Source organism: Devosia sp. MC521, from assembly GCF_014127105.1.
Lineage (GTDB): Bacteria > Pseudomonadota > Alphaproteobacteria > Rhizobiales > Devosiaceae > Devosia.
This window is the reverse complement of the sequence record NZ_CP059902.1, coordinates 1,572,988-1,595,727: the sequence shown is the minus strand read 5'-3', so window position 1 is coordinate 1,595,727 and position 22,740 is coordinate 1,572,988. Positions and strand designations below refer to the sequence as shown.

Here is a 22,740-nt window from a genome sequence, read left to right as displayed (position 1 = left end):
TCCTAGTGCGATGCTGAGGCGGCCGGAGCCGGTTCAGCGGCACCATCTGCGGGTGCTACATAGTCCAGGGTGACACGCGCATCGGCCTGATCCACGGCCACATCACGGCCAACGGCGGTCGAATACTGCGCCACAAGTTTGTCCACGGCCGCTGCGGTCGTGTCGAGGATTGGTGCAGGATAGAAACCGAACACCAGCGTGAGCACGATCATGGGGTAAAGCATGATCTTTTCGCGCAGGTTGAGGTCCAAGATTCCCTTGAGACTATCCTTCGTCAACGCGCCGAAAATTACCCGGCGATAGAGCCACAGGCCATAGGCGGCCGAGAAGATGACGCCAGTTGCAGCACCGAAAGCAACCCAAGTGTTGACCTGGAACACGCCGACCATGGTGAGGAATTCACCGACGAAACCAGAAGTACCCGGGAGGCCAACATTGGCCATGGTGAAGACCATGAAAGCAAAGGCGTAACGCGGCATGCGTTCGACGAGACCACCATAAGCTGAGATCTCCCGGGTGTGCATGCGATCATAAATGACGCCTACGCAGAGGAAGAGCGCGCCGGAAACAAAGCCGTGCGAAATCATCTGGAACATGGCGCCTTGGATACCCAGAGCGTTGCCAGCAAAGATGCCCATGGTGACAAAGCCCATGTGCGCCACGGAAGAGTAAGCGATCAGTTTCTTAATGTCGGTCTGAACCAATGCGACCAGTGAGGTCAGGATGATTGCAGCAACCGAGAGAATGAAGACAAAATTCGCGAACTGAGCCGAAGCCTCGGGGAACATTGGGAGGGAGAAACGGAGGAAGCCGTAACCGCCAAGTTTCAGAAGGATTGCCGCCAGAATGACAGAACCGGCTGTTGGTGCCTGCACGTGCGCTTCCGGCAACCAACGGTGGAACGGCCACATTGGCATTTTCACAGCCAGGGATGCGAAGAAGGCAATCCAGAGCCAAGGCTGCATTTCCGACGGGAAGCCGTGGTTCAGAAGAACCATGATGTCGGTGGTGCCTGCGTCCCAATACATGGCCATCATAGCCACAAGCATGAAGACCGAGCCTACGAAGGTGTAGAAGAAGAACTTATACGCCGCCTGAATGCGAGCCGAACCGCCCCAGATGCCGATGATCAGGAACATCGGCAGCAGCGTGCCTTCGAAGAAGACGTAGAACATGGCCAGATCGAGGGTCGTGAAGACCCCGATCATCAGCGTTTCCAGCACAAGGAAGACAAGCATGTATTCCTTGACGCGGGTATCTACTTCCCAACTCGCGAGAATGGCGAATGGCATAAGCAGTGCGGTTAGCACGACGAACAGCACCGAGATGCCGTCAACGCCGACGCGATAGCCAATGCTGTCTCCGATCCACGGGGTGTTGACCACGAATTGGAAACCAGCGTTTGACGTATCAAAGCTCTGCCAGAGCGCGAGCGCCCCGACGAGAACCAGAAGAGTTACGGTCAAGGCGATCCAACGGATCGCACTGACCGAGGTCTTTGGCGTGAGCAGGAGCAGGGCTGCGCCAAGTGCCGGCAGCCAAGTCAGTATCGTGAGAATAGAATTGGCAAAGGTCATCAGAGTAGCCCCCCGGCCGTAATGGCCCAGGTCAGCAGCAAGGCAACACCAATCAGCATCGCGAATGCATAGTGATAAAGATAGCCGGACTGGAGCTTAACGACCCAGCTGGTGACATTCTGCACGCGACGACCCAGGCCTTCGGTGAGTTTGCTGTCGATCAGCCAATCGTCAAAGCCCTTCCAGACCGCGTTACCGATCCAAACCGCCGGTCGTACGAAAATGAAGTTGTAGAGCTCGTCGAAGTACCACTTGTTCAAGAGGAACTTGTAAAGCCCTGGGTTGGTCGCAGCCACACGACCCGGCATGTCTGGGCGCTTGATGTACATGTACCAAGCGGCGACGAAGCCGGTGATCATTGCAATGGTTGCGCTCCACTTGACCCAAGTCGGAACATGGTGGGCATCGTCAATAATCTGCTCATCGACATAGATCGAGCCAGCGAAGAAGTGCTGGATATGCTCCACGTCGTGGAAGAACATTCCGTAGAACACAAAGCCAGCCAATACCGCGCCCACGGCAAGAACGTAAAGCGGAACAAGCATAACAGTTGGCGCTTCATGGGCGTTGTCGTAGGCGGAACCATGGTGGCCGTGGTGATCATCATGCGCATGATCGTCGTGGTGCGCATGTGGATTTTCACGCGGCGACCCATGGAAGGTCAGGTGAACGAGGCGCCACGAGTAGAAGCTCGTGAACAGCGCCGCGATGACGAGCATCCAGAAGGCAAAGGACCCAACGTTGCCGCCGAAGGCGTATGCGCTTTCGATGATGGCGTCCTTCGAGAAGAACCCTGCAAAGCCGAAGTTTGTGCCGGGAATGCCGACACCGGTAAGCGCAAGAGTACCAATCATCATCATCCAATAGGTGATGGGGATCTTCTTCCGCAGTCCACCCATGTAGCGCATGTCCTGCTCGTGGTGCATGGCATGAATGACCGCACCAGCCCCTAAGAACAGCAGAGCCTTGAAGAAGGCGTGGGTGAAGAGGTGATAAACACCGGCCGAGTAGGCCCCTACCCCAAGCGCCACAAACATGTAACCGAGCTGCGAACAGGTCGAGTAAGCGATGACGCGCTTGATGTCGTTCTGAACGAGACCAACCGTGGCCGCAAAGAAAGCAGTAATGGCACCGACGACGATGATCACTGTGAGCGCAGTCGGCGAGGTCTCAAACATCGGCGACAAACGCGCGACCATGAACACGCCAGCCGTCACCATGGTTGCCGCGTGGATAAGCGCCGACACAGGAGTCGGACCTTCCATCGCATCAGGCAACCAGGTGTGAAGCAGGAACTGCGCCGACTTGCCCATCGCGCCAACGAAGAGCAACAGGCAGATCACGGTCATGGCGTCGACTTGCCACGACAAGAAGTTGAAAACTGGCAGTCCGGTAGTTCCGAACTCACCGACCGCGTTGAAGGCACCATCAAAATCGATGTGACCGAGCACGAAGAACGAACCGAAAATGCCGAGCGCGAAGCCGAAGTCACCCACACGGTTGACCACGAATGCCTTCATTGCGGCCGCATTTGCGCTTGGCTTAGTGTACCAGAAACCAATGAGCAAATAGGACGCAAGACCAACGCCTTCCCAGCCAAAAAACATCTGCAGGAAGTTGTCGGCTGTCACCAGCATCAACATGGCGAAGGTGAACAATGAGAGATAGGCGAAGAAGCGCGAACGATGCGGATCTTCGTGCATGTAACCAATCGAGTACAGGTGCACGAGGGCCGAAACGGTGTTCACGACGACCAGCATAATGGCCGTGAGCGTGTCGACACGCAGGATCCAACGCAGATCCATGTCACCGACCTGGATCCAACGCATGACCTCAACCTTGACCACAGATGAGTGGCCATCGCTCACAGCGCCTACCAAACCGTCGCCAAAGGCGACCGGAATGAAGACGATCCAACTCAATACGGCCGCGATCAGCAGCAGTGCAGTCGTTAGATATTCACTGACCCTGTGGCCTATCTGTCGACCGAGTAGTCCGGCGATCAGCGCCCCAATGAGGGGAAGAAAAACAATCGCTTGAATGATCATAGCGGGTGCTCTTAGCCCTTCATCAAGTTAGCGTCTTCGACGGCAACGGTGCCGCGATTACGGTAGAAGATGACGATGATTGCCAGACCGATCGCAGACTCGGCTGCGGCAACGGTGAGGATCATCAGCGCAAAAATCTGACCCTGCAGGTCATGCAGATGCGCGCTGAATGCCACCAAATTCAGGTTCACGGCCAAAAGGATCAATTCGACCGACATCAGGATGGTGATGATATTCCGGCGGTTCAGGAAAATCCCGAAAACGCCGAGTGTGAAGAGAATGGCTGCAACGGTCAGGAAATGACCGAGCCCGATACCCAAGCCCATGTTAACCCCCTACAGTCCCTGACCAGTTTTAACTTTGTTGACCTTGAGCGTGTTGCTCGGGTCACGCGCCAGCTGCGCCGCAGTGCTCTGACGCTTGATGCCCGGACGATGGCGCAGTGTCAGTACAATCGCGCCGATCATGGCAACCAACAGCACAGCCGCTGCTCCCATGAACAGGAAGACATAGCGCGTGTAGAGCACCTGCCCGATGGCACGAGTGTTATCGATAGCGTCGTTAATTGGCAGCGCAGAGGTCGTCCCAACAGCAGGAGCGATAAATGCGCTGCCCGCCACTAGGAGAAGCTCGAGCAGCAGAACCACTCCAACAACCACGCCAATAGGCGCGTATTGAAGCATGCCCTGGCGCATCTGCGCGAAATCGACGTCGATCATCATCACAACGAAGAGGAAGAGAACCGCGACAGCGCCCACATAGACAACGATGAGGATCAGCGCGAGGAATTCAGCCCCCGCCAGCATGAACAGCCCTGCGGCGTTCACGAAAGCAAGAATGAGGAACAGCACGGCGTGAACCGGATTGCGGGCAGAAATCACCATGAATGCGGAGGCGATGGTCACCGCCGCAAACAGGTAAAAGAAGAACAATGGAAGTGTCATGCTCTTCCCTCTCAGCGATACGGCGCGTCAGCAGAGATGTTGGCGGCGATTTCGCGCTCCCAACGATCTCCATTGGCCAAGAGCTTCGCTTTGTCAAAGTAGAGCTCTTCACGCGTTTCAGTTGCAAATTCGAAGTTCGGGCCTTCCACGATTGCGTCCACCGGGCAGGCTTCCTGACAGAAGCCGCAGTAGATGCACTTCACCATGTCGATGTCATAGCGAACGGTACGGCGAGTACCGTCGTTCTGGCGTGGACCGGCTTCGATGGTAATTGCCTGTGCCGGGCAAATGGCTTCGCACAGCTTGCAGGCGATGCAGCGTTCTTCCCCATTGGGATAACGGCGCAACGCATGCTCACCGCGGAAACGAGGCGACACAGCACCCTTCTCGAAGGGGTAGTTGATGGTTGGCTTCGGCGAGAAGAAGTAGCGCATGGCCAAGAAGAAGGCCGAGACGAACTCTCTCAGAAGAAGCGTGTTGAGGATCTGCGAGGCGCGCATTAGACGGCTCCCCCGTGCCAGCCCCAGCCGGTGAGCTGAAGTACAAAAGCTACGATAACAACCATGATCAGTGACAGCGGAAGGAACAGTTTCCAACCGATCCGCATCAGCTGGTCATAGCGATAGCGGGGCACAATCGACTTGGCCATGGCGAAGAAGAAGAAGACAAAGGACACTTTGAGGAAGAACCACACCACACCCGGAATCCAGGTGAACGGTGGCAAATCGATCGGTGATGCCCAGCCACCCATGAAGAGGATGGTGGTCATGGCGCACATCAGAAGGATCGAAATGTATTCGCCCAACATGAACAGCAGGTACGGGGTGGAGGAATACTCGGTCATAAAACCGGCAACGAGTTCGGATTCACCTTCGGCCATATCGAATGGCGGCCGGTTGGTTTCTGCTAGAGCCGAGATGTAGAACACTACGAACATCGGGAAGAGCGGGATCCAGAACCAATTCAGGAACGAGAGCCACGGCACGCCTAGAGCATGGGCGATCCCCATCTCGGATTGCGCCTGGACGATGTCGTTGAGGTTGAGCGAGCCCACGCACAGCAGAACGGTGATGATAACGAGGCCGATGGAGACTTCGTAGGACACCATCTGCGCTGCAGAACGAAGTGCACCGAGGAATGGATATTTGGAGTTGGACGCCCAACCACCAATGATCACGCCATAAACACCAAGGGAGGAAATACCGAGTAGGTACAGGATCCCGATGTTGATGTCGGCCATGGCCCACCCGTCAGCGACGGGGACAACGGCCCAACCCGCAAGAGCCAGAGTGGCGGTGATCAGGGGCGCGGCGATGAACAGTACCTTGTCTGCGCCCGCCGGAATAATGGCTTCCTTGAACGCAAACTTGAGCAAGTCCGCAAAGGATTGGAAGAGACCGAAGGGACCAACAACATTGGGACCACGGCGCAGCTGAACGGCAGCCCAGACCTTACGGTCGCCCAAGAGGATAAAGGCCGTGAAGAGCAGCAGACCAACGAGAAGCAGAAGTGCCTTGTAGACGAAACCGATGTGCACACCCCATCCGAGGACAGGGATGCCAAGCAGGTAATCGAGGGCCGAAAGAATAAAGTCCATTGTGCTCCCCTACTCCGCTGCCTGACGCAGGCCAGCAGCCATCGCCGCGCATTCGCCCATGACGGCGGAGGACCGCGCGATCGGATTGCTGAGGTAGAAGTCGGTCTTGATGCTCGAAAGCGGTGCCGACTTGGTCTTAGTGGCCTTGGCGAGCTTGGCGACATCTTTCACCGAGCCCGGAGTGATCTGGTCAATCTTGGCCAGATGCGGGAATTCAGCATAGATCGCCGCGCGCAGCTGGGTCAGCGAATTATACGGCAGAGCCTGCCCGATGGCGCCCGAGAGCGCACGGATAATGGCCCAATCTTCCTTCGCATCGCCGGGCGGGAACACTGCACGGGTGGTGACCTGCACGCGCCCTTCGGTATTCACATAAGTACCAGACTTTTCGGTATAGGTCGCACCCGGCAGAATGACGTCGGCGCGATGGGCCCCCTTGTCACCATGCGAGCCGATGTAGACCACGAATGCCTTACCCATGGCGGAAGTGTCGTATTCGTCTGCACCCAGCAGGAAGAGCACATCGAGTTCGCCCTTGCCTGCCAGAGCGATCTGGTCAGCTGAGCAAACGCCGCCGTCATGCGGCACGAAGCCGATGTCGAGACCACCAACGCGGCTTGCCGCATTGTGCAGAAGCGCAAAGCCATTCCAGCCTTCGGCGACGTTCGCGCCAGTCGCCAACTTGGCGGCTAGTGCGATGACATCGCGACCGATTTGTTTGCCACCTTCAGCGTTCGACACTGCACCTTCGCCAACAATAATAAGCGGACGCTGGGCAGAAGCCAGGGTATTGGCAAACGCACCGTTACCGGATGCGAGGTCGGCCAAGGTCTCAAAACCAGCACCGAGATAGGTGTAATCATAGTTCAGGTCTGGCTGATCACCGATGACGGCGATTGGAAGACCCTTGGCGCGCCAAGTCTTACGAATACGCGAATTCAGAACAGCTGCTTCATGGCGCGGGTTGGCGCCGATGATCAGAATAGCATCGGCCTCTTCGATCCCGGCGATGGTCGGGTTGAAGATATAGGCCGAGCGCGGCATGGACGGATCAATGCCGGACATGGCCGGACGAACGTCGGTCATGCCAGAGCCGATGGAAGCTAGCAGGCCCTTGAGGGCATACATTTCTTCGACCGCTGCGAGATCCCCCGCAATCGCACCGACCTTGTTACCGGCCTTTTTGATCTTGCCAGCAACTGCCGACAGCGCTTCGTCCCAGCTTGTGGGCTGGAGCTTGCCGTTCTTGCGGACATAAGGACGATCAAGCCGTTGGCTCTTGAGGCCATCCCAGATGAAACGGGTCTTGTCCGAAATCCATTCCTCGTTGATCGCTTCGTTGATGCGCGGAAGAATGCGCATCACTTCGCGACCACGAGAGTCGACGCGAATGGCCGAACCGACAGCGTCCATCACGTCGATGGACTCGGTCTTGTTCAGTTCCCAAGGACGCGCATGGAAAGCGTAGGGCTTGGAGGTGAGCGCACCAACAGGACAAAGGTCGATGACATTGCCCTGCATTTCGCTGGTTAGTGCACGTTCCAGATACGGAGTGATTTCTGCGTCTTCGCCACGACCGATGAGGCCGAGTTCAGAAATGCCCGCCACTTCTGTGGTGAAGCGAACGCAGCGCGTGCAGTGAATGCAGCGGTTCATCACTGTGTTGATCAGCGGGCCCATGTACTTGTCTTCGACTGCGCGCTTGTTCTCAAAGAAGCGCGAACCAGAGACACCATAGGCCATGGCCTGATCCTGCAGATCGCACTCGCCGCCCTGATCGCAAATCGGGCAATCTAGCGGGTGGTTGATCAGAAGGAATTCCATCACGCCTTCGCGGGCCTTTTTGACCATCGGCGTGTTGGTGAACATTTCTGGCGGTTCACCATTGGGGCCTGGACGCAAGTCCTTGACCGCCATGGCGCAAGAGGCCTGTGGCTTTGGCGGCCCACCCTTAACTTCGACCAGACACATGCGGCAGTTGCCGGCCACAGACAAACGTTCGTGGAAGCAGAATCGTGGAATTTCCGCGCCTGCTGCCTCAGCGGCTTGCATGAGTGTGAAGTAGTCAGGGACTTCGACGAGAGTACCGTCGACTTTGATCTGAGCCATCGGCTTACTCCGCGGCAATCGACGGCACAGCGCCGTCGCTGGTCGAAGACCAGGTATATTGATCGATGCGCGCTTCGATGACGTCACGGAAATTACGGATCAAGCCCTGAACAGGCCAGGCCGCAGCGTCGCCGAGCGCACAGATTGTGTGCCCTTCGATTTGCTTGGTGACTTCAAACAGCATGTCGATTTCGCGCTTTTGTGCACGGCCTTCAACCATTCGGCCAAGAACGCGCATCATCCAGCCTGTGCCTTCTCGGCATGGCGTGCACTGGCCGCAGCTTTCGTGCTTGAAGAAAGCCGAAATGCGCCAGATGGCTTTCACCACATCGGTCGACTTATCCATGATGATCATGCCGCCGGTTCCGAAGCTCGACTTCTTCTCACGAAGACCGTCGAAGTCCATGATGGTGTCCATCATGTTTTCGGCCCGCACGATCGGACACGAGGCACCGCCCGGGATCACTGCAAGGAAATTATCCCAACCGCCGCGGATGCCGCCGCAGTGCTTTTCGATGATGTCCTTGAAGTTCTCACCCAAGGCTTCTTCAAAGGTACAGGGATTGTTGACGTGCCCCGAAACCATGAAGAGCTTGGTGCCCGTGTTATTGGCGCGGCCGATATTGGCGAACCAAGCGCCGGAACGACGGAGAATTTCCGGCACTACGGCGATGGATTCCACGTTATTGACAGTAGTTGGGTTGCCATAAACGCCCATACCCGCTGGGAATGGCGGCTTGAGGCGTGGCTGCCCCTTCTTGCCCTCTAGGCTTTCCATCAACGCCGTTTCTTCGCCGCAGATGTAAGCACCTGCGCCGTGGTGGACGATGATATCCAAGTCCCAACCGTGGATATTATCCTTGCCGATCAGCTTGGCGTCATAGGCCTCCTGCACAGCATGTTCGAGGTTTTGACGCTCACGGATGAACTCGCCGCGCACATAGATAAACGCGAGGTGCGCATCCATGGCGCGCGCCGCCAACAAACACCCTTCAATCAGGTGGTGCGGATCGTGGCGCAGGATTTCGCGGTCCTTACATGTGCCCGGTTCGGATTCGTCGGCGTTCACCAGAAGATAGTGTGGCCGGCCGTCATTGACCTTTGGCATGAAGGTCCATTTGAGTGCCGTCGGGAAGCCTGCACCACCACGACCGCGTAGGCCAGAGGCCTTCACTTCATTGGTGATCCAGTCACGCCCGGACTCGATAAATTCCTTAGTGCCAACCCAAGCGCCACGTTTCCGCGCGCCTTCCAGACGCCAGTCGTGGCGGCCGTAGAGGTTGGTGAAAATGCGATCCTTGTCAGCGAGCATGATGATCAGCTTTCCGCTTCACTACATAAAACCACCAGGCGGTCATACCGATGACCGCCCCAATCACCGCAGCAACCAGCCCATCGAGCTGAATGCCTGCGACGATCCCGAGACCTGAGACTATAGCTGTCCCCATAATCGCGAATGCCACCAGAAGGAGGATTTCGACCATGGTCAGCTTGCTTAGGTCAACTTTGCCATCAGCCATCAACGGGGATCCTTCCCGAAGACACGCCGATATTCTTCAATCCCGCCCTTGGCCAAAGCCTCAGCCTGACCTTTCCAATTGTCGCGCTGGGCACGGCCGGGGAAGGACAGTGCAGCTTCAACCTTGGCAAAATCCTCGTCGCTGAAAGCGGCAACCTGATCATAACGGGTCACGCCAAGCGCGTTGAGCTTGCTTTCGATGACGGGGCCGACACCGGAGATAAGCTTGAGATCATCCGCAGCGCCCGAGGGAGCCACAAAGAGTGGCATCACGCCGCCCTTCTCAGCATTCGGAGTGACTTCTTTGGGGTTAGCGGAGGCTGCAACCACAGCAGGCTCGTTGTCGCTTCCAACGCCTTTGCCGCCGTCGACCTTGCCTGCTGACGATTCAGCGCCGGTGGCGCCTTCACGCATTGCTGTGTTCGGCTTGCCGTCTGCCCCTGCTGAGACAGCAGCGTCTTTACGGTCCTTTTCGGCCTGAGCGGTCGAAACTTTGGCCTCAACAGGCGCACCCTTGAGCGCAGGTGCCGCCTCAGGCGCGATGTTCTTGGGCTGCGCGGCCGTAGTCGGCGCTTGCGGCGCGGCACCAGCGGCGGGCACGGCTGCTGGAGCGTCTGGAGCCGGAGGCGGTACGAACTTTTCGCGCTTGGCAGTTGGCTCCTCAGTGAGAACAACCAAGCCTGAAGCAGGCGCAGCGTTCAGACGATCGATCTGGGTGCCTGGCTTGATCGTGTCAGCACGACCAGCATGGAAAGCGTCGATGATTTCTTCGAGGCGTTCCGGCGTCAAATCCTCGTAGGTGTCTTGGAAGATCGCAACCATTGGTGCGTTCACACACGCGCCAGCGCATTCCACTTCTTCCCAAGACAGCGTGCCGTCTTCGTTGAGGTGGTGCGGTTCGTGGTGGATCTTGTTCTTACAAACTTCGATCAGTCCTTCTGCGCCGCGCAGCATGCAAGGCGTGGTGCCACAGACCTGAATATGAGCACGTGTGCCCACAGGCTGCAGCTGGAACTGAGTATAGAAGGTGGCGACTTCGAGCACCCGGATATAGGGCATGCCAAGCATTTCAGCGATCTTTTCGATCGTGGCGCGAGTGACCCAGCCATCCTGCTCTTGGGCACGCATCAACAGAGGGATCACAGCTGATTGCTGGCGTCCCGCGGGATAGAGGCCAATGCGCTTTTCAGCCCAGACCTGATTTTCTGCAGTAAAGGCGAAACTTGCCGGCTGTACCGACTCTTCCGCAAGGCGACGCACCGACATCAGCGATCAACCTCTCCGAACACAACGTCGATCGATCCGAGAATTGCCGTAACGTCAGCCAGCATGTGGTGACGGCACAGGTAATCCATGGCGCTTAGATGGGCAAAGCCCGGCGCACGAATGTGACAACGATAGGGTTTGTTGGTGCCATCAGACACCAGATAAACGCCGAACTCGCCCTTTGGCGCTTCGACGGCGGCATAGATTTCACCGGCAGGTACCTTGAACCCTTCGGTGTAGAGCTTGAAGTGATGGATGAGCGCTTCCATCGATTGCTTCATCTCACCGCGCTTAGGCGGAACGACCTTACCATCAGTAGAGGCCACTGGCCCCTTCCCGTCCGGAGCGTTCAGCTTATCAACGCACTGCGCCATAATGCGGGTCGACTGACGCATCTCTTCCATACGGACGAGATAGCGGTCGTAGCAGTCCCCATTCTGGCCAGTTGGGATGTCGAAATCCATTTCGGCATAGGCGTCGTAAGGCTGTGCCTTGCGCAAATCCCAAGCAGCGCCCGAACCACGAACCATGACCCCCGAGAACCCACGCCCCCAAGCTTCTTCGAGCGGGACAACACCGATATCGACGTTACGCTGCTTAAAGATGCGGTTGTTGGTGAGAAGGCGGTCAATGTCTTCGAGTGGCTGAATGAAATCCTTGCAGAATTGGCCGATATCATCGACCAACGCCTGCGGCAGATCCTGATGCACACCACCAGGACGGAAGTAGGCGGCATGCATACGAGCGCCCGATGCGCGCTCATAAAAAATCATCAGCTTTTCGCGCTGTTCAAACCCCCAAACAGGGGGCGTGAGCGCACCAATGTCCATGGCCTGCGTGGTCACGTTCATCAAATGCGCGAGCAAGCGGCCGATTTCGGCAAACAGGACACGAATAAGCTGGCCACGGCGAGGCACTTCGATGCCGAGCATGCGTTCAACTGCCAGCACATAGGCGTGCTCCTGGTTCATCGGCGCCACATAGTCCAGGCGATCGAAATACGGCAGTCCCTGCAGATAGGTCTTGTGCTCGATTAGCTTTTCAGTTCCGCGGTGCAGCAGGCCGATATGGGGATCAACGCGCTCAACGATTTCACCGTCGAGCTCCAAGATCATACGCAGCACACCGTGCGCCGAAGGGTGCACAGGGCCGAAGTTTAGCGTGAAGTTGCGAACGTCTACTTCGCTCATCAGTTCTTCGCCTTTTCGTCGCCGGGCAGCACATAGTCCGTGCCTTCCCATGGTGACAGGTAATCAAACGCACGAAATTCCTGCGCGAGCTTAACCGGCTCATAGACAACGCGACGACGCTCTTCGTCGTAGCGAACTTCTACAAAGCCGGTGAGCGGGAAGTCCTTGCGCAGCGGATTGCCGTCAAAACCGTAGTCGGTGAGGATGCGACGCAAATCGGGGTGATCTGAGAACAAAACGCCGTAGAGGTCATAGACCTCGCGCTCGAACCAGTTTGCCCCGGCGAACACGTCGCAAATCGACGGCACAAGGCTATTCTCGTCCGTCTGCAGCTTGAACCGGATACGCTGATTAAGGTGCGGACTCAGCAAGTGGTAAACCACGTCAAACCGCTGTTCGCGTTCTGGATAGTCCGCGCCGCAGACATCCACAAAAGAGATGAAGCGACATTTTGCGTCATCGCGCAGAAACCGCGCGACATCTACAACGGCATCCTTCGCTATGGAAACCGTCAGATCCCCGAAAGCGACGTCAAAGCCAATCACTGCGTCTCCCAGAGATGCGGCGATATATTCCCCCAGTGCGACTTGCGGGTCCACAACGACGGCAGTGTCCAAAATTTCAGTTTCGTCCATGACCCTGCCCTTATCTTTCGATCGTGCCGTCTCTGCGGATCTTCTTTTGCAAAAGAAGAATGCCGTAGAGCAGCGCTTCAGCAGTGGGCGGGCAGCCTGGAACGTAGACGTCTACGGGCAGAATGCGATCGCAACCGCGAACGACCGAATAGGAATAGTGGTAGTAGCCGCCGCCATTGGCGCAACTGCCCATGGAAATGACGTAGCGCGGCTCGGGCATCTGGTCATAGACCTTGCGCAGAGCGGGCGCCATTTTGTTCGTCAGCGTACCGGCGACGATCAGAACGTCCGACTGGCGCGGCGACGCACGGGGCGCCGTACCGAAGCGCTCCACGTCATAGCGCGGCATGGACATCTGCATCATCTCGACAGCGCAACAAGCCAGACCTGTCTGCATCCACATCAGCGAACCAGTGCGCGCCCAAGTGATCAATTGAGAGACCGTGGTCACAAGGAAGCCCTTGTCGGCCAGCTCGTTGTTCACGCCGACAAAGAACGGATCGTCAGCACCAACTGCCCTGCCCGTCGCCGGGTCCAGAGCACCTGTCGGACGGGGCGTAACCAGCGTGGTATCTGCGTGGCTCAATCCCATTCGAGAGCTCCCTTACTCCATTCGTAAATAAACCCGATGGTCAGCACCGCGAGGAAAACCATCATCGACCAAAAACCGAACCAACCGACATCCCGGAAGGCTACAGCCCAAGGAAAGAGGAAGGCGACTTCGAGGTCAAAAATGATGAACAGAATCGCGACCAGATAAAAACGCACATCAACCTTCATGCGCGCGTCGCTGAACGCCTCGAAGCCAGCTTCGAAAGCCGACACCTTTTCAGGGTCGGGACGTTTAACGGCGATCAAGAATGGCGCAATCAGCAATGCCGCGCCGATAAGGCCCGACAAGGCGATGAAGATAACAATGGGCAAATAATCGCTGAGCAAATCAGTCATGCGAGCAGCCTAAAAACTGTGTTCCGGCCAGGGCGGCCGTTTGGCATGCGGGTAGCATCGCAATTGGGGCGAGTGTACCGACACGCCGGTGATGCGAAACCGATTAGACCTTCCCCCATCCTGTTTCAAGGGAAAGAAAACATGACCACCACAATCATGTAATCGGACTGCTGTCGAATACTGGAAATTAGTGCAGTTTCTCTGGCATTAGCCAGTGCAATTTGTCGCATTGACCGGCAAATCTCTCCCAGCCGACTGCATTATATTGCACTAGCCGAGCACCATTCAGCCCCTAAACGGGCAACGACAGGCCGAAATCTCAAGCCGAAGAGAATCGATCACATGTACCAATTTTCTCGCGAGCGTTTTACGCACCGCTCGTTAGTGTAGGGCACCCTAAAAAACAAAACGGCGAACCGCGCGAGCGGTCCGCCGAATTGGGTGCAAGTAAAGCATCGGAGCGCGCGAAGCGCCCCGATACGTTATCTTGGCTTAGAAGTGGTAGAAGGCACCAACGGTTGCCTTGGTCGCACGGAAGAAGTCGTCCGAGCCATTCTTGTCGAATGCGCCCTGACCAACGATTTCACCGCGAACGGTTACTGCGTCGGTTACAGCGAATTCAACGCCAGCGCCGAGCTGGTAGATACCAGCATTGTCAACGCCTTCACGAGCCTGGAAGCCAACGCCACCGATTGCGTATACGAGTGCGTTGTCGGTTACGACAGCACCAACGCGGAGGTTAGCGAAGAATTCACCGGACGAGTACGAGTCGTTCCAGAGCCAGTCACCGGTCACTTCAAGACCAACCAGAACTGGGTCCATTGGAATGAAGTTCACGCCAGCTGCAACGCCGAGAACACCATTGGTGGTGTCGATACGACCTGCGTTACCGTACTGCTGAGTACCAACCCACTGGCCGCCAACGCGAGCACCAGCATAGATACCTTCCCAATCAAAACCCGAAGAGGTTTCGATGATTGGCTGTGGGGTGGTTGGGATGATGAGGTCAGCTGCCTGAGCGCCACCAACCATAAGAGCTGCGGCCGAAACGCCGATAGCCAGAGAACGTACAAACATATCTTGCACTCCCAATAGAGTTAACCGTAGTCGCCCTGTAAATGACTCAGACAGAGGGAAGATACAAGTGCGTCAAAGCGCATTTTAGCCAGTGAGGCTAAGAATCCATGACCAATTGGCCCATGGTGTTGCAAAGAAACTACGGATTCGCTCCAATTTGAGACAAATCCTAGCTTTTGCGTCCATCCACACCCCTTGCAGCCAGATGGCGCAGCACAATAGGGCGGCAGATCACAGTAGTGACACATTTCCGCCCTGTTTGCAACATTCGAACGCACGCCGCCGCGCGCATTCATTTAAGATTCGTTATCACTTTGATCAAAAATGCCAATTAGCGCCAAAAGTGATCAGATTCGTGGGCTCCCCACCGGAGATCGGGACACCACGGAGATATTGCGCACCCAAGGAAACCGAGTCCGAAATCGGAATTTCGAGCCCGCCGCCTAATAGGACTTGTTGGTTTGGCTGAGGTCCCAAATCCAGCCCGTACCCGGCTGCTGTGTACACGAGTAGGCTATCAGTCGCGATAACCCCTGCCCTGCCAAGGATCTCACCATAGGCCATAGCGTCATGACCTGTGGTGCCAGGAAGCCCACGGACGGCAACTTCCGCTCCAACTAAGTAAAAGTCGAACTGGGTTTGAATGCCAAGCTGCGCACCCAGCGCTAACGCTCCACCGTCATTATCGAGCGCAGGGCCAGCACTGATCCCGGCGTAGAGTCCAGACCAATCAAAGTCGGCTTCATCGTAGATAGGCAAAGAAGCAGAGGTGGATATGGGCACCGCAATAGGCTCAGCAGCACCAGCCAAGCCAGTGTTCGACACCGCGCTCAGTATCAGAATGAGAATTCGAATTTGCGATTTCATCTGGCACCCCCTGCGGTGCGGCCCTTGCTATACCTCTAACTCAGCAGCGATGGCGGAGTTCCAAATCGTCTCCATGCCCTCAAGACAAAAAAAAGTCCCCGGCCTTGTGTGCATGAACCGGGGACTACTGGAGGTCGCAGGGAGGGAGGTGCCTGCAGTCGAAAAACGAAGTGGCGCGCGTTCGGTTCCAATTACTTAGAATGCAATCGGTATCCTCAATCAACGGCGCAAGATTTACACAAGAGCATAATTCCTTATATTTAACATCACTTTAGTAGAATTCAACACTGTGGATAGAGCGATAAAGATACAATTTTAGTCACTGCTTTAGCTTCTCGTTCGCCGACTCGGCCCAAATCAGTCGTCCATGAAAAACGACCGGCGCGACCAAGAACGAGATAGAGTGCGATTGCCAGCGACGCTCGTCTGGGGTGACGGGCTTCTGCGCGCAGCCGGGACGATTATCGAGCAATCATCCGGCGGTGCTCGAGTTCGCCTGGATGAAGAAACTAAGGTCGCCGCTGACTGCTATCTACTCTTCTCGCATCGACTTGAACCGTGTCGCGTGATTTGGCAGGCGCAAGGATCGATTGGCTTGAGCTTCGTGCTGCCTGAATAGCCTCTGCGCTCTCGCCCTCGTTGGAACCGACAACGGCCCCGCCCATTTTTCCATTCAATGGAGGCGAACAATGGCGACTGTCGTACGACTAACTGAGAAACAAATTCAAAGCTTGCTTGAGGATGCTCACGAGATCGAGCAGGAATTCAAAGCGATCTACGTTCAGCTCGAAAACGCGCAAGTGAGCGAAGGCATACTGGTCAGCTACCGAAAGCTGCACAATCGCTATTCCACAGCCATCAAATTCATTCACCGCCAACGTGAACTCGCAGGCAAAACGTAAAACGCTGCCTGTGAACGGAAAACGGTATGCTATTTCCGCACCTGAGCAAGGAATGGTACCCTTGGTAAATGACGGACCGTTTCACGCTCATCAACACTGCAACATTTCGGCAGGACATTAAGAAGAGTTGCTTCATCGCCCTGGCTGCTCCCATTGCATCAGAGGCGGACGCGAAGCAATTTCTAACGGAGAGTGCCGCAACTGATGCGGGGCATAATTGTTGGGCATGGCGCCTCGGCCAAGCCTATCGCTTCAGTGATGACGGCGAACCGAGTGGCACAGCAGGAAAGCCGATACTGCAGGCCATTGACGGTCAGAATTTAGATGGCGTCGTCGTCAACGTGTCGCGATGGTTTGGGGGCGTACTCCTCGGCAGTGGCGGACTAATCAGAGCTTATGGCGGAACCGCCGCCCAATGCTTGCGAAACGCCGAGAAAGCTCAGTTGATCGCAATGAGCACCGTCAAGATTACGGTGCCATTCGAGGACGTAGCACTCCTTCAAGCGCGCATCCCTACGTTTCCCTATGCCAGCATTTCGGCACAAGACTTCACCGCGACAGGTGCGAACCTGACAATTGCTGTGGCTCGTGACGCCGCCGAGGAACTGCGGGCTTACGCCATCAACAGTACCCGCGGCCGCGCCTTAGTCTTTGCGCAGGACGAAAGCTGACCCTTAGAGCAATCCGCTCACGACTTGTCTTGGCAATGCATCAATGCTCCGAGCAGCCCACTGTCGTGCCCTAGTGCAGCAGCACAAATCTCGGTGCGGAACAGCTCCGGCTCAGCGGCAACCTGACTTTTCACCCGATCGAGAAATCCTGGTGCCAAGCCGATGCTTCCGCCGATGGCAACGCGGTCCAACCCCAAAATTGAAGTGAGATCCGTTATCAGTGTGCCGACGCTAGCAGCGGCGAGCGCGATAACGCCTTCATGCTCGCCACTTTCAAAAACCGCTTTCGCATCTGCAAGCCCAGCCGCCGCGGCTAAAGCCTTACCACCGGCAATGCTCTCAACAGTTCCTACACGCCCGGAACCGCAACGCGCTGAGCCATACGGCGATGAGACGAAACCAACGTGGCCGGCAAGGCCGTTAGAGCTTTCGACAAGCTTCCCACCGAGGACAAGGCCGCCGCCAACGCCAGTAGACACTGTGATATAAGCAAAATTGTACGCCCCCTGCCCAGCCCCCAACTTCGCTTCAGCAACTGCCGCCGCCGCCGCATCATTTATTGCGCAGCTTTTGTGGCCAAAGCGCTCGCCGAGCAAGGCGCCCAACGGCGCCGCCGTAATTGCACTGAGAGTTTTGGTATTAACCGCGTGCCAATTGCCTTGGTGATCAACGCGCCCTGCGACAGCGACACCAACAGGCTGACCTTCTGAATGACCGATGCCTCTCAACAGGTCCGCCATCTTATCTATTTGCGCGTGCAGACCCGCAGCGGGATCTGTCATATCCTGCACTTTTACGGCCACGCGACCGTCTTCAATGCGCGCTGCTGCGATCTTAGTGCCGCCCAGATCAACCGCGAACCCGCTTAGGCTCATTTTGCGCTCCGAATGGCGTCAGCGAACCAAGAGGTAACATGTTCGAGACGCGTCAAGGCACTACCAACGGTAACCGCGTCTGCACCAGATTGCATGGCTGCTGCGGCCAAGTCAGGTGAATTAAGGCGGCCTTCAGCCATAACAAATGCACCTAAGGCTTTGAAGTCGCGGATAAGCCGGAAATCCGGTCCATCGTTATTCCCGGCTGTTGCCTCGGTGTAGCCGGACATGGTCGTGCCCAAAATCTGCGCACCACCAGCGAGCGCTAGCTTGCCATCAGCAAGAGTCGAACTGTCTGCCATCGCAATTTTCCCGGCTCCGAGAATAGCAGCCAGCACTGCTTCCTTGCTGTCAGGACGCGCGCGGTCAGTCGCGTCATAGGCTATTATGTCGGCACCGGCTTCTGCCAAAGCGATAGCTTCCGAAACACGCACGGTAATGCGAACAGGGCTGTCTTCGAGATCAGATTTTACAATGGCAATGATCGGGACATTGACCAGCGGGCGGGTCGCCTTGAGATTGTCGACACCTTCAATGCGAAGAGCAACAGCGCCACCGGCGACACAGGCCTGCGCCATGGCCGCAACAATCTCTGGGCGATCCATCGGACCGTCATCTACTGGCTGACACGAGGCCACCAGGCCCCCACGGATGCGGCTCAAAATGTCCACGATCTAGTCCTTTAAACGAGAGTACCGGCGGCAACGGGCGAACGTGTCGCCGCCGGAAACGGTATTCAGATTAACTGATCACGCCGAGATCGCGGGCGATCTTTTCAATCTTGGCAGTAGTTTCCGCATCCAAACCCTTCAGAGGCGCGGTCATCGTTGCCGACGAAATAATGCCGCGTGCGGCCATAACGACCTTGAACGCGCCAACACCGGTAGCGTCACCCGAGCGACCAGCCGGTACAAAAACGACTTCGAAAAGATCGTTGATGAACTTCTGTTCCTTGACGGCAGTCGCGTAGTCGCCAGCCTTAGCAGCGTCCCACAAACGGACGTACGCCGCTGCTTCGTAGTTCGCAGCGCCAGGAACGGCACCATCGGCACCGATAAGAGCCATGGCATCAACAACCATTTCGTGACCGGTGAACAGTACCAATGGCTTACCGGCAGCTTCGTTGTAGGCAATGAGGCGACGGAACGACACGTCGTCGCCCGAAGAGTCCTTCACGCCAGCAATGACGCCTTCCTTACCGAGCTGAACGAGCAGCTTAGGCGACAGCTTTTTGTGAACGCGCACCGGAATGTCGTAGGCGAACAGTGGAACCGAAATACCCGCCTTGATGATGCGGAAGTGGTCAGCCACTTCAGCTTCATCGTTGATGGTGTACATTGGCGCGGTGGTCACGATGGAGTCTGCGCCGGCTTCAATCATCTTATTGGCGGTGCGAATGACGGTCTGCGGGGAGACTTCCATCGCGCCAGCGATAATCGGAACGCGACCAGCGTTGACCTTGGCGATGTGGCGAACGATCGCGACGCGATCTTCCTCAGACAAATAGCAGACCTGGCCGGTCGAGCCGAGGGCGAATAGGCCGTGCACGCCGGAGGCAATCAGGTACTCGACGAGGTTGGTGAGATCGTCAAAATTGACGGTGCCGTCCGCATTGAGCGGTGTGACGACTGGAGGAACGATGCCGTGATAAACGTGCTTAGACATGAGAGGACCAAGGGTCAGGAGGTTAAGGAGGATCCGACTAAACGTGCAGCAGGCTTGGCGCTGCCGCGAGCAGAGTACGGGTGTAGTTTTGGGACGGAGAGCCGAGCACCTGAGCGCCCGGTCCATATTCGATGACCTTGCCGCGGTTCATCACGGCGATATCGTCCGAGATGTGGCGTACGGTCTGAATGTCGTGGGAAATGAAAACCATCCCCAAATTAAGCTCGCGCTTGAGGTCCTGGAGAAGATTGAGAATCTGCGCCCGAACCGAAACGTCGAGTGCCGACGTCGGCTCATCGGCAACAATCACCTGAGGCTCTAGTGCGAGAGCGCGAGCAATCGCAACACGCTGGCGTTGCCCGCCTGAGAGTTGAGCTGGAATTGCGTCAAGCACGGATTGCGGCAGACCGACCAAAGAAACCAACTCAGAGACGCGACGCTGACGCGAGCTGTCGTCGCCAATGCCGTGGACCTGCAATGGATCAACCAGCGCATCCCTGACAAGCATTCGCGAATTGAGTGCGGTAGCCGGATCTTGGAACACAACCGACACCACCCGACCAATACGCTTGCGCGTCTTCGCGTCGAACTTCTTGACCTCTTCGCCGCCAAAGAAAATCTGACCCGAACTCGGTGCCAGAAGACCAATCAACACTTTCGCAGCGGTCGATTTTCCTGAACCAGATTCGCCCACTACACCCAAGGTGCGGCCGCGATGAACCGCAAGGGAAATAGTATCGAGTGCACGAAGCGAAACCGGCTTCAGAATGGACGACCGGATACGGAAGTCGACGCAGACGTTGCGCAGTTCAATAAGGGCCTCGCCCTTTTCGGATGCATCCGTGCTCATGCGTTTTGCTCCAAAGGTTGAACCAAGGCGTCATCGGGATGAGCTGCATAAAAATGCTGCATGTTTGGTATTTGGCGGAAGACCCGACGCACACCCGCATTGCGCTCAGGGTCAGATGACCGTGGTGCGAAACGATCGCCTTCCGGGAATTCACGCGGAGAAGGTACTGTGCCCTTCACCTGGTGAAGTCGGGAAGCACCCGCTTCGATGCTGAGAACAGCACCAAGCAAGCCACGGGTGTATTCGTGCACCGGCTGAGTCAGAACCTCACGGGTTTTACCCTGCTCAACCATCTGGCCAGCATACATCACCGAAATGCGGTGGGAGATTTCAGCAACCAAGGCCAGATCGTGAGACACGAAGAGCATTGCAAAGCCGAGTTCTTCGCGCAGACGATTGAGCAGTTCAACCACTTGCTTCTGTACGGTCACGTCGAGTGCCGTAGTCGGTTCGTCGGCGATGACCAGACGCGGATTGCGGGTAAGCGCCATGGCGATAAGTACGCGTTGCCGCTGTCCACCCGAAAGCTCATGCGGATACGAATTGAGGATACGCTGTGGCTCAAGTCCAACCATGGTGAGCAGGTCTTCAGCCGTGCGGGTCCCACCACGCGAGGTGAGCTGGGCCATCTGGCTGCGGATCAACATAGCCGGGTTCAGCGACGACAGCGCGTCCTGATAAATCATGGCGATGCCCTTACCGCGCAGAGCATTGCGCTCCTTCTCGGTCATGGTGAGAAGGTTCTTACCTTCAAACAGAATCTCGCCCGTGATTTTCGCCCTCGGATCAAGAAGACCCATAACCGCAAGCGACGTGATGGACTTGCCGCAACCACTTTCGCCAACGAGCGCAACGGTCTCTCCCGGACGAACCGAGAAGGAGATCTCGTCCACGACGTTGACATTGCCGTGTCTTGGGAAGGCTATCGAAAGGTTCTTAACTTCGAGAAGTGGAGCCTTGCTGTCGTCACCCACGAGGCGATCCGTTCGGGCCAACTCAATGCGTCGGAGTTCGGCAAGACGATCCTCGAGTGGGACGACCGCGTCACCCGCTACCGCCTCATTACCCTGGGCCTTTGGCGCAGTGAGCTGATCGATCGCGGCTGCAACTTGGCTCTGGTTGATCGCTGCGCGAGCACGAGGTGCCGCCATGGCGTCCGTCATGCCTTCGGCAAGAATATTGAGCGCCAAAACTGTAATCGTAATCATCATGCCGGGGAAGAAAGTCGACCACCAGCTGCCGGACATGACGAGCTGACGACCGGCGGCCATCACATTACCCCAACTTGGCTCCGGGTCGGGAACACCAGCCTGAATAAAGGAGAGCGAAGCTTCAAACACAATCGCATCGGCAACAAGGATGGTTGCGAAAACCAACACTGGTGCCAAGCAATTTCGAGCGACGTGTTTGATCAGAATGTGCGGTGTGGAGGCGCCCATAACGCGCACCGCAGCAACATAGTCATCGCCATATTGGCCAATGATATTTGCACGAATGACACGGGTCATCTGCGGCACATAGAGGAAGGCAATGGTGAAGACCAAGACTGGCAGGTTCTGGCCAAACACGGTGACGAATACAACTGCCAGAGCAATGCCCGGGAACGACATGACCATGTCGAGGACACGCATAAGCGTCTCGGAAACGAGCTTACTAGCGGTTGCAGCAATTGCGCCCAAGACAGAGGCGGCAATGAGCGCAACGAAGGTCGCAGCTATACCGATAATCAGAGAATAGCGGGCGCCATAGGCAAGACGAGAGAAGATATCGCGTCCCTGTCGGTCAGTGCCGAACCAGTGCGTTGCGTCCGGCCCGGCTGGGCCACGTGTTAGCCCGGTGGCGAGCGGATCAAACGGCGAGACAAGCGGCGCAAAAACAGCGCCGAAACCAACGAGCGCCAGCACAAAGAGCGCGATCTTGGACGTCAACGGAAGGTTCTTCAGGCCTACCAGGCTTAAACCCGGAACAGAAAGCTTTTTGGTGGTTTCAGTACGGATCAC

At 56.6% G+C, this 22,740-nt stretch carries 23 protein-coding genes; 2 read left to right on the top strand and 21 right to left on the bottom strand.

Annotated elements, in window-relative coordinates; genetic code table 11:
* Positions 1-2: 2 nt before the first annotated feature.
* The 16 genes from H4N61_RS07660 to H4N61_RS07585 all read right to left on the bottom strand — a co-directional run bounded on the left by H4N61_RS07660 (position 3) and on the right by H4N61_RS07585 (position 15,777).
* Positions 3-1,577, bottom strand: coding sequence for an NADH-quinone oxidoreductase subunit M (locus tag H4N61_RS07660; RefSeq protein ID WP_169193967.1), 1,575 nt, complete (start codon positions 1,575-1,577; stop codon positions 3-5).
* Positions 1,577-3,625: an NADH-quinone oxidoreductase subunit L gene (nuoL, locus tag H4N61_RS07655; protein WP_169193968.1), complete on the bottom strand. Its 2,049-nt coding sequence runs from the start codon at positions 3,623-3,625 to the stop codon at positions 1,577-1,579. Before nuoL ends, H4N61_RS07660 begins: the two co-directional genes overlap by 1 nt.
* 11 nt (positions 3,626-3,636) lie before the next feature.
* Positions 3,637-3,945: an NADH-quinone oxidoreductase subunit NuoK gene (gene nuoK, locus H4N61_RS07650; protein ID WP_169194180.1), complete on the bottom strand. Its 309-nt coding sequence runs from the start codon at positions 3,943-3,945 to the stop codon at positions 3,637-3,639.
* Positions 3,946-3,960: 15 nt separating this feature from the next.
* Positions 3,961-4,569, bottom strand: a complete 609-nt coding sequence (locus H4N61_RS07645) for an NADH-quinone oxidoreductase subunit J (RefSeq protein ID WP_169193969.1) — start codon at positions 4,567-4,569, stop codon at positions 3,961-3,963.
* An 11-nt stretch (positions 4,570-4,580) separates the two neighbouring features.
* Entirely contained in the window at positions 4,581-5,069 is a 489-nt protein-coding gene (gene nuoI / locus H4N61_RS07640; RefSeq protein WP_169193970.1) for an NADH-quinone oxidoreductase subunit NuoI, read from the bottom strand.
* Complete coding sequence (nuoH, locus tag H4N61_RS07635) at positions 5,069-6,166, bottom strand: NADH-quinone oxidoreductase subunit NuoH (RefSeq protein WP_169193971.1); 1,098 nt, start codon at positions 6,164-6,166, stop codon at positions 5,069-5,071. The genes nuoI and nuoH overlap by 1 nt, the downstream gene beginning before the upstream one ends.
* Positions 6,167-6,175: 9 nt before the next feature.
* Positions 6,176-8,275 carry an NADH-quinone oxidoreductase subunit NuoG gene (gene nuoG / locus H4N61_RS07630; protein WP_169193972.1) on the bottom strand — a complete coding sequence of 700 codons (2,100 nt, stop codon included), beginning with the start codon at positions 8,273-8,275 and terminating at the stop codon, positions 6,176-6,178.
* Between the two features lie 4 nt (positions 8,276-8,279).
* The gene (gene nuoF, locus H4N61_RS07625) at positions 8,280-9,587 is read right to left on the bottom strand and encodes an NADH-quinone oxidoreductase subunit NuoF (RefSeq protein ID WP_169193973.1); all 1,308 of its coding nucleotides are present in this window, start codon (positions 9,585-9,587) and stop codon (positions 8,280-8,282) included.
* Positions 9,577-9,795 (bottom strand): hypothetical protein, encoded by a 219-nt coding sequence (locus H4N61_RS07620; RefSeq protein ID WP_169193974.1) that lies wholly within the window; start codon positions 9,793-9,795, stop codon positions 9,577-9,579. Before H4N61_RS07620 ends, nuoF begins: the two co-directional genes overlap by 11 nt.
* The gene (nuoE, locus tag H4N61_RS07615; protein WP_169193975.1) at positions 9,795-11,060 is read right to left on the bottom strand and encodes an NADH-quinone oxidoreductase subunit NuoE; all 1,266 of its coding nucleotides are present in this window, start codon (positions 11,058-11,060) and stop codon (positions 9,795-9,797) included. The genes H4N61_RS07620 and nuoE overlap by 1 nt, the downstream gene beginning before the upstream one ends.
* The gene (locus H4N61_RS07610; protein ID WP_169193976.1) at positions 11,060-12,250 is read right to left on the bottom strand and encodes an NADH-quinone oxidoreductase subunit D; all 1,191 of its coding nucleotides are present in this window, start codon (positions 12,248-12,250) and stop codon (positions 11,060-11,062) included. The genes nuoE and H4N61_RS07610 overlap by 1 nt, the downstream gene beginning before the upstream one ends.
* Positions 12,250-12,885 carry an NADH-quinone oxidoreductase subunit C gene (locus H4N61_RS07605; protein WP_169193977.1) on the bottom strand — a complete coding sequence of 212 codons (636 nt, stop codon included), beginning with the start codon at positions 12,883-12,885 and terminating at the stop codon, positions 12,250-12,252. Before H4N61_RS07605 ends, H4N61_RS07610 begins: the two co-directional genes overlap by 1 nt.
* Positions 12,886-12,895: 10 nt before the next feature.
* A complete protein-coding gene (locus H4N61_RS07600; RefSeq protein ID WP_169193978.1) occupies positions 12,896-13,477 on the bottom strand; it encodes an NADH-quinone oxidoreductase subunit B in 582 nt (193 codons plus the stop codon).
* A complete protein-coding gene (locus H4N61_RS07595) occupies positions 13,468-13,833 on the bottom strand; it encodes an NADH-quinone oxidoreductase subunit A (protein WP_169193979.1) in 366 nt (121 codons plus the stop codon). Before H4N61_RS07595 ends, H4N61_RS07600 begins: the two co-directional genes overlap by 10 nt.
* Before the next feature lie 492 nt (positions 13,834-14,325).
* Positions 14,326-14,910 (bottom strand): outer membrane beta-barrel protein, encoded by a 585-nt coding sequence (locus H4N61_RS07590; protein ID WP_169193980.1) that lies wholly within the window; start codon positions 14,908-14,910, stop codon positions 14,326-14,328.
* 318 nt (positions 14,911-15,228) lie between these two features.
* Positions 15,229-15,777 (bottom strand): porin family protein, encoded by a 549-nt coding sequence (locus H4N61_RS07585; RefSeq protein ID WP_182395670.1) that lies wholly within the window; start codon positions 15,775-15,777, stop codon positions 15,229-15,231.
* Positions 15,778-16,466: 689 nt separating this feature from the next.
* On the opposite strand from H4N61_RS07585, the gene H4N61_RS07580 reads away from it, so the two are divergent.
* Together H4N61_RS07580 and H4N61_RS07575 are read left to right on the top strand one after the other, a co-directional pair.
* The gene (locus H4N61_RS07580) at positions 16,467-16,679 is read left to right on the top strand and encodes a hypothetical protein (protein WP_169193982.1); all 213 of its coding nucleotides are present in this window, start codon (positions 16,467-16,469) and stop codon (positions 16,677-16,679) included.
* A gap of 68 nt (positions 16,680-16,747) precedes the next feature.
* On the top strand, positions 16,748-17,350 hold the full coding sequence (locus H4N61_RS07575) for a YigZ family protein (RefSeq protein WP_182395669.1): 603 nt from the start codon (positions 16,748-16,750) through the stop codon (positions 17,348-17,350).
* Positions 17,351-17,367: 17 nt separating this feature from the next.
* Here the strand turns inward: H4N61_RS07575 and H4N61_RS07570 are convergent, their stop codons facing one another.
* The 5 genes from H4N61_RS07570 to H4N61_RS07550 form a co-directional block, all read right to left on the bottom strand.
* The gene (locus H4N61_RS07570; protein ID WP_169193984.1) at positions 17,368-18,225 is read right to left on the bottom strand and encodes an ROK family protein; all 858 of its coding nucleotides are present in this window, start codon (positions 18,223-18,225) and stop codon (positions 17,368-17,370) included.
* Positions 18,222-18,896, bottom strand: a complete 675-nt coding sequence (locus H4N61_RS07565; protein WP_169193985.1) for a putative N-acetylmannosamine-6-phosphate 2-epimerase — start codon at positions 18,894-18,896, stop codon at positions 18,222-18,224. The genes H4N61_RS07570 and H4N61_RS07565 overlap by 4 nt, the downstream gene beginning before the upstream one ends.
* Before the next feature lie 70 nt (positions 18,897-18,966).
* The gene (locus H4N61_RS07560) at positions 18,967-19,890 is read right to left on the bottom strand and encodes a dihydrodipicolinate synthase family protein (protein ID WP_182395668.1); all 924 of its coding nucleotides are present in this window, start codon (positions 19,888-19,890) and stop codon (positions 18,967-18,969) included.
* Positions 19,891-19,927: 37 nt separating this feature from the next.
* The gene (locus H4N61_RS07555) at positions 19,928-20,740 is read right to left on the bottom strand and encodes a dipeptide/oligopeptide/nickel ABC transporter ATP-binding protein (protein ID WP_169193987.1); all 813 of its coding nucleotides are present in this window, start codon (positions 20,738-20,740) and stop codon (positions 19,928-19,930) included.
* Positions 20,737-22,740, bottom strand: coding sequence for a dipeptide/oligopeptide/nickel ABC transporter permease/ATP-binding protein (locus tag H4N61_RS07550; RefSeq protein ID WP_199368483.1), 2,004 nt, complete (start codon positions 22,738-22,740; stop codon positions 20,737-20,739). Before H4N61_RS07550 ends, H4N61_RS07555 begins: the two co-directional genes overlap by 4 nt.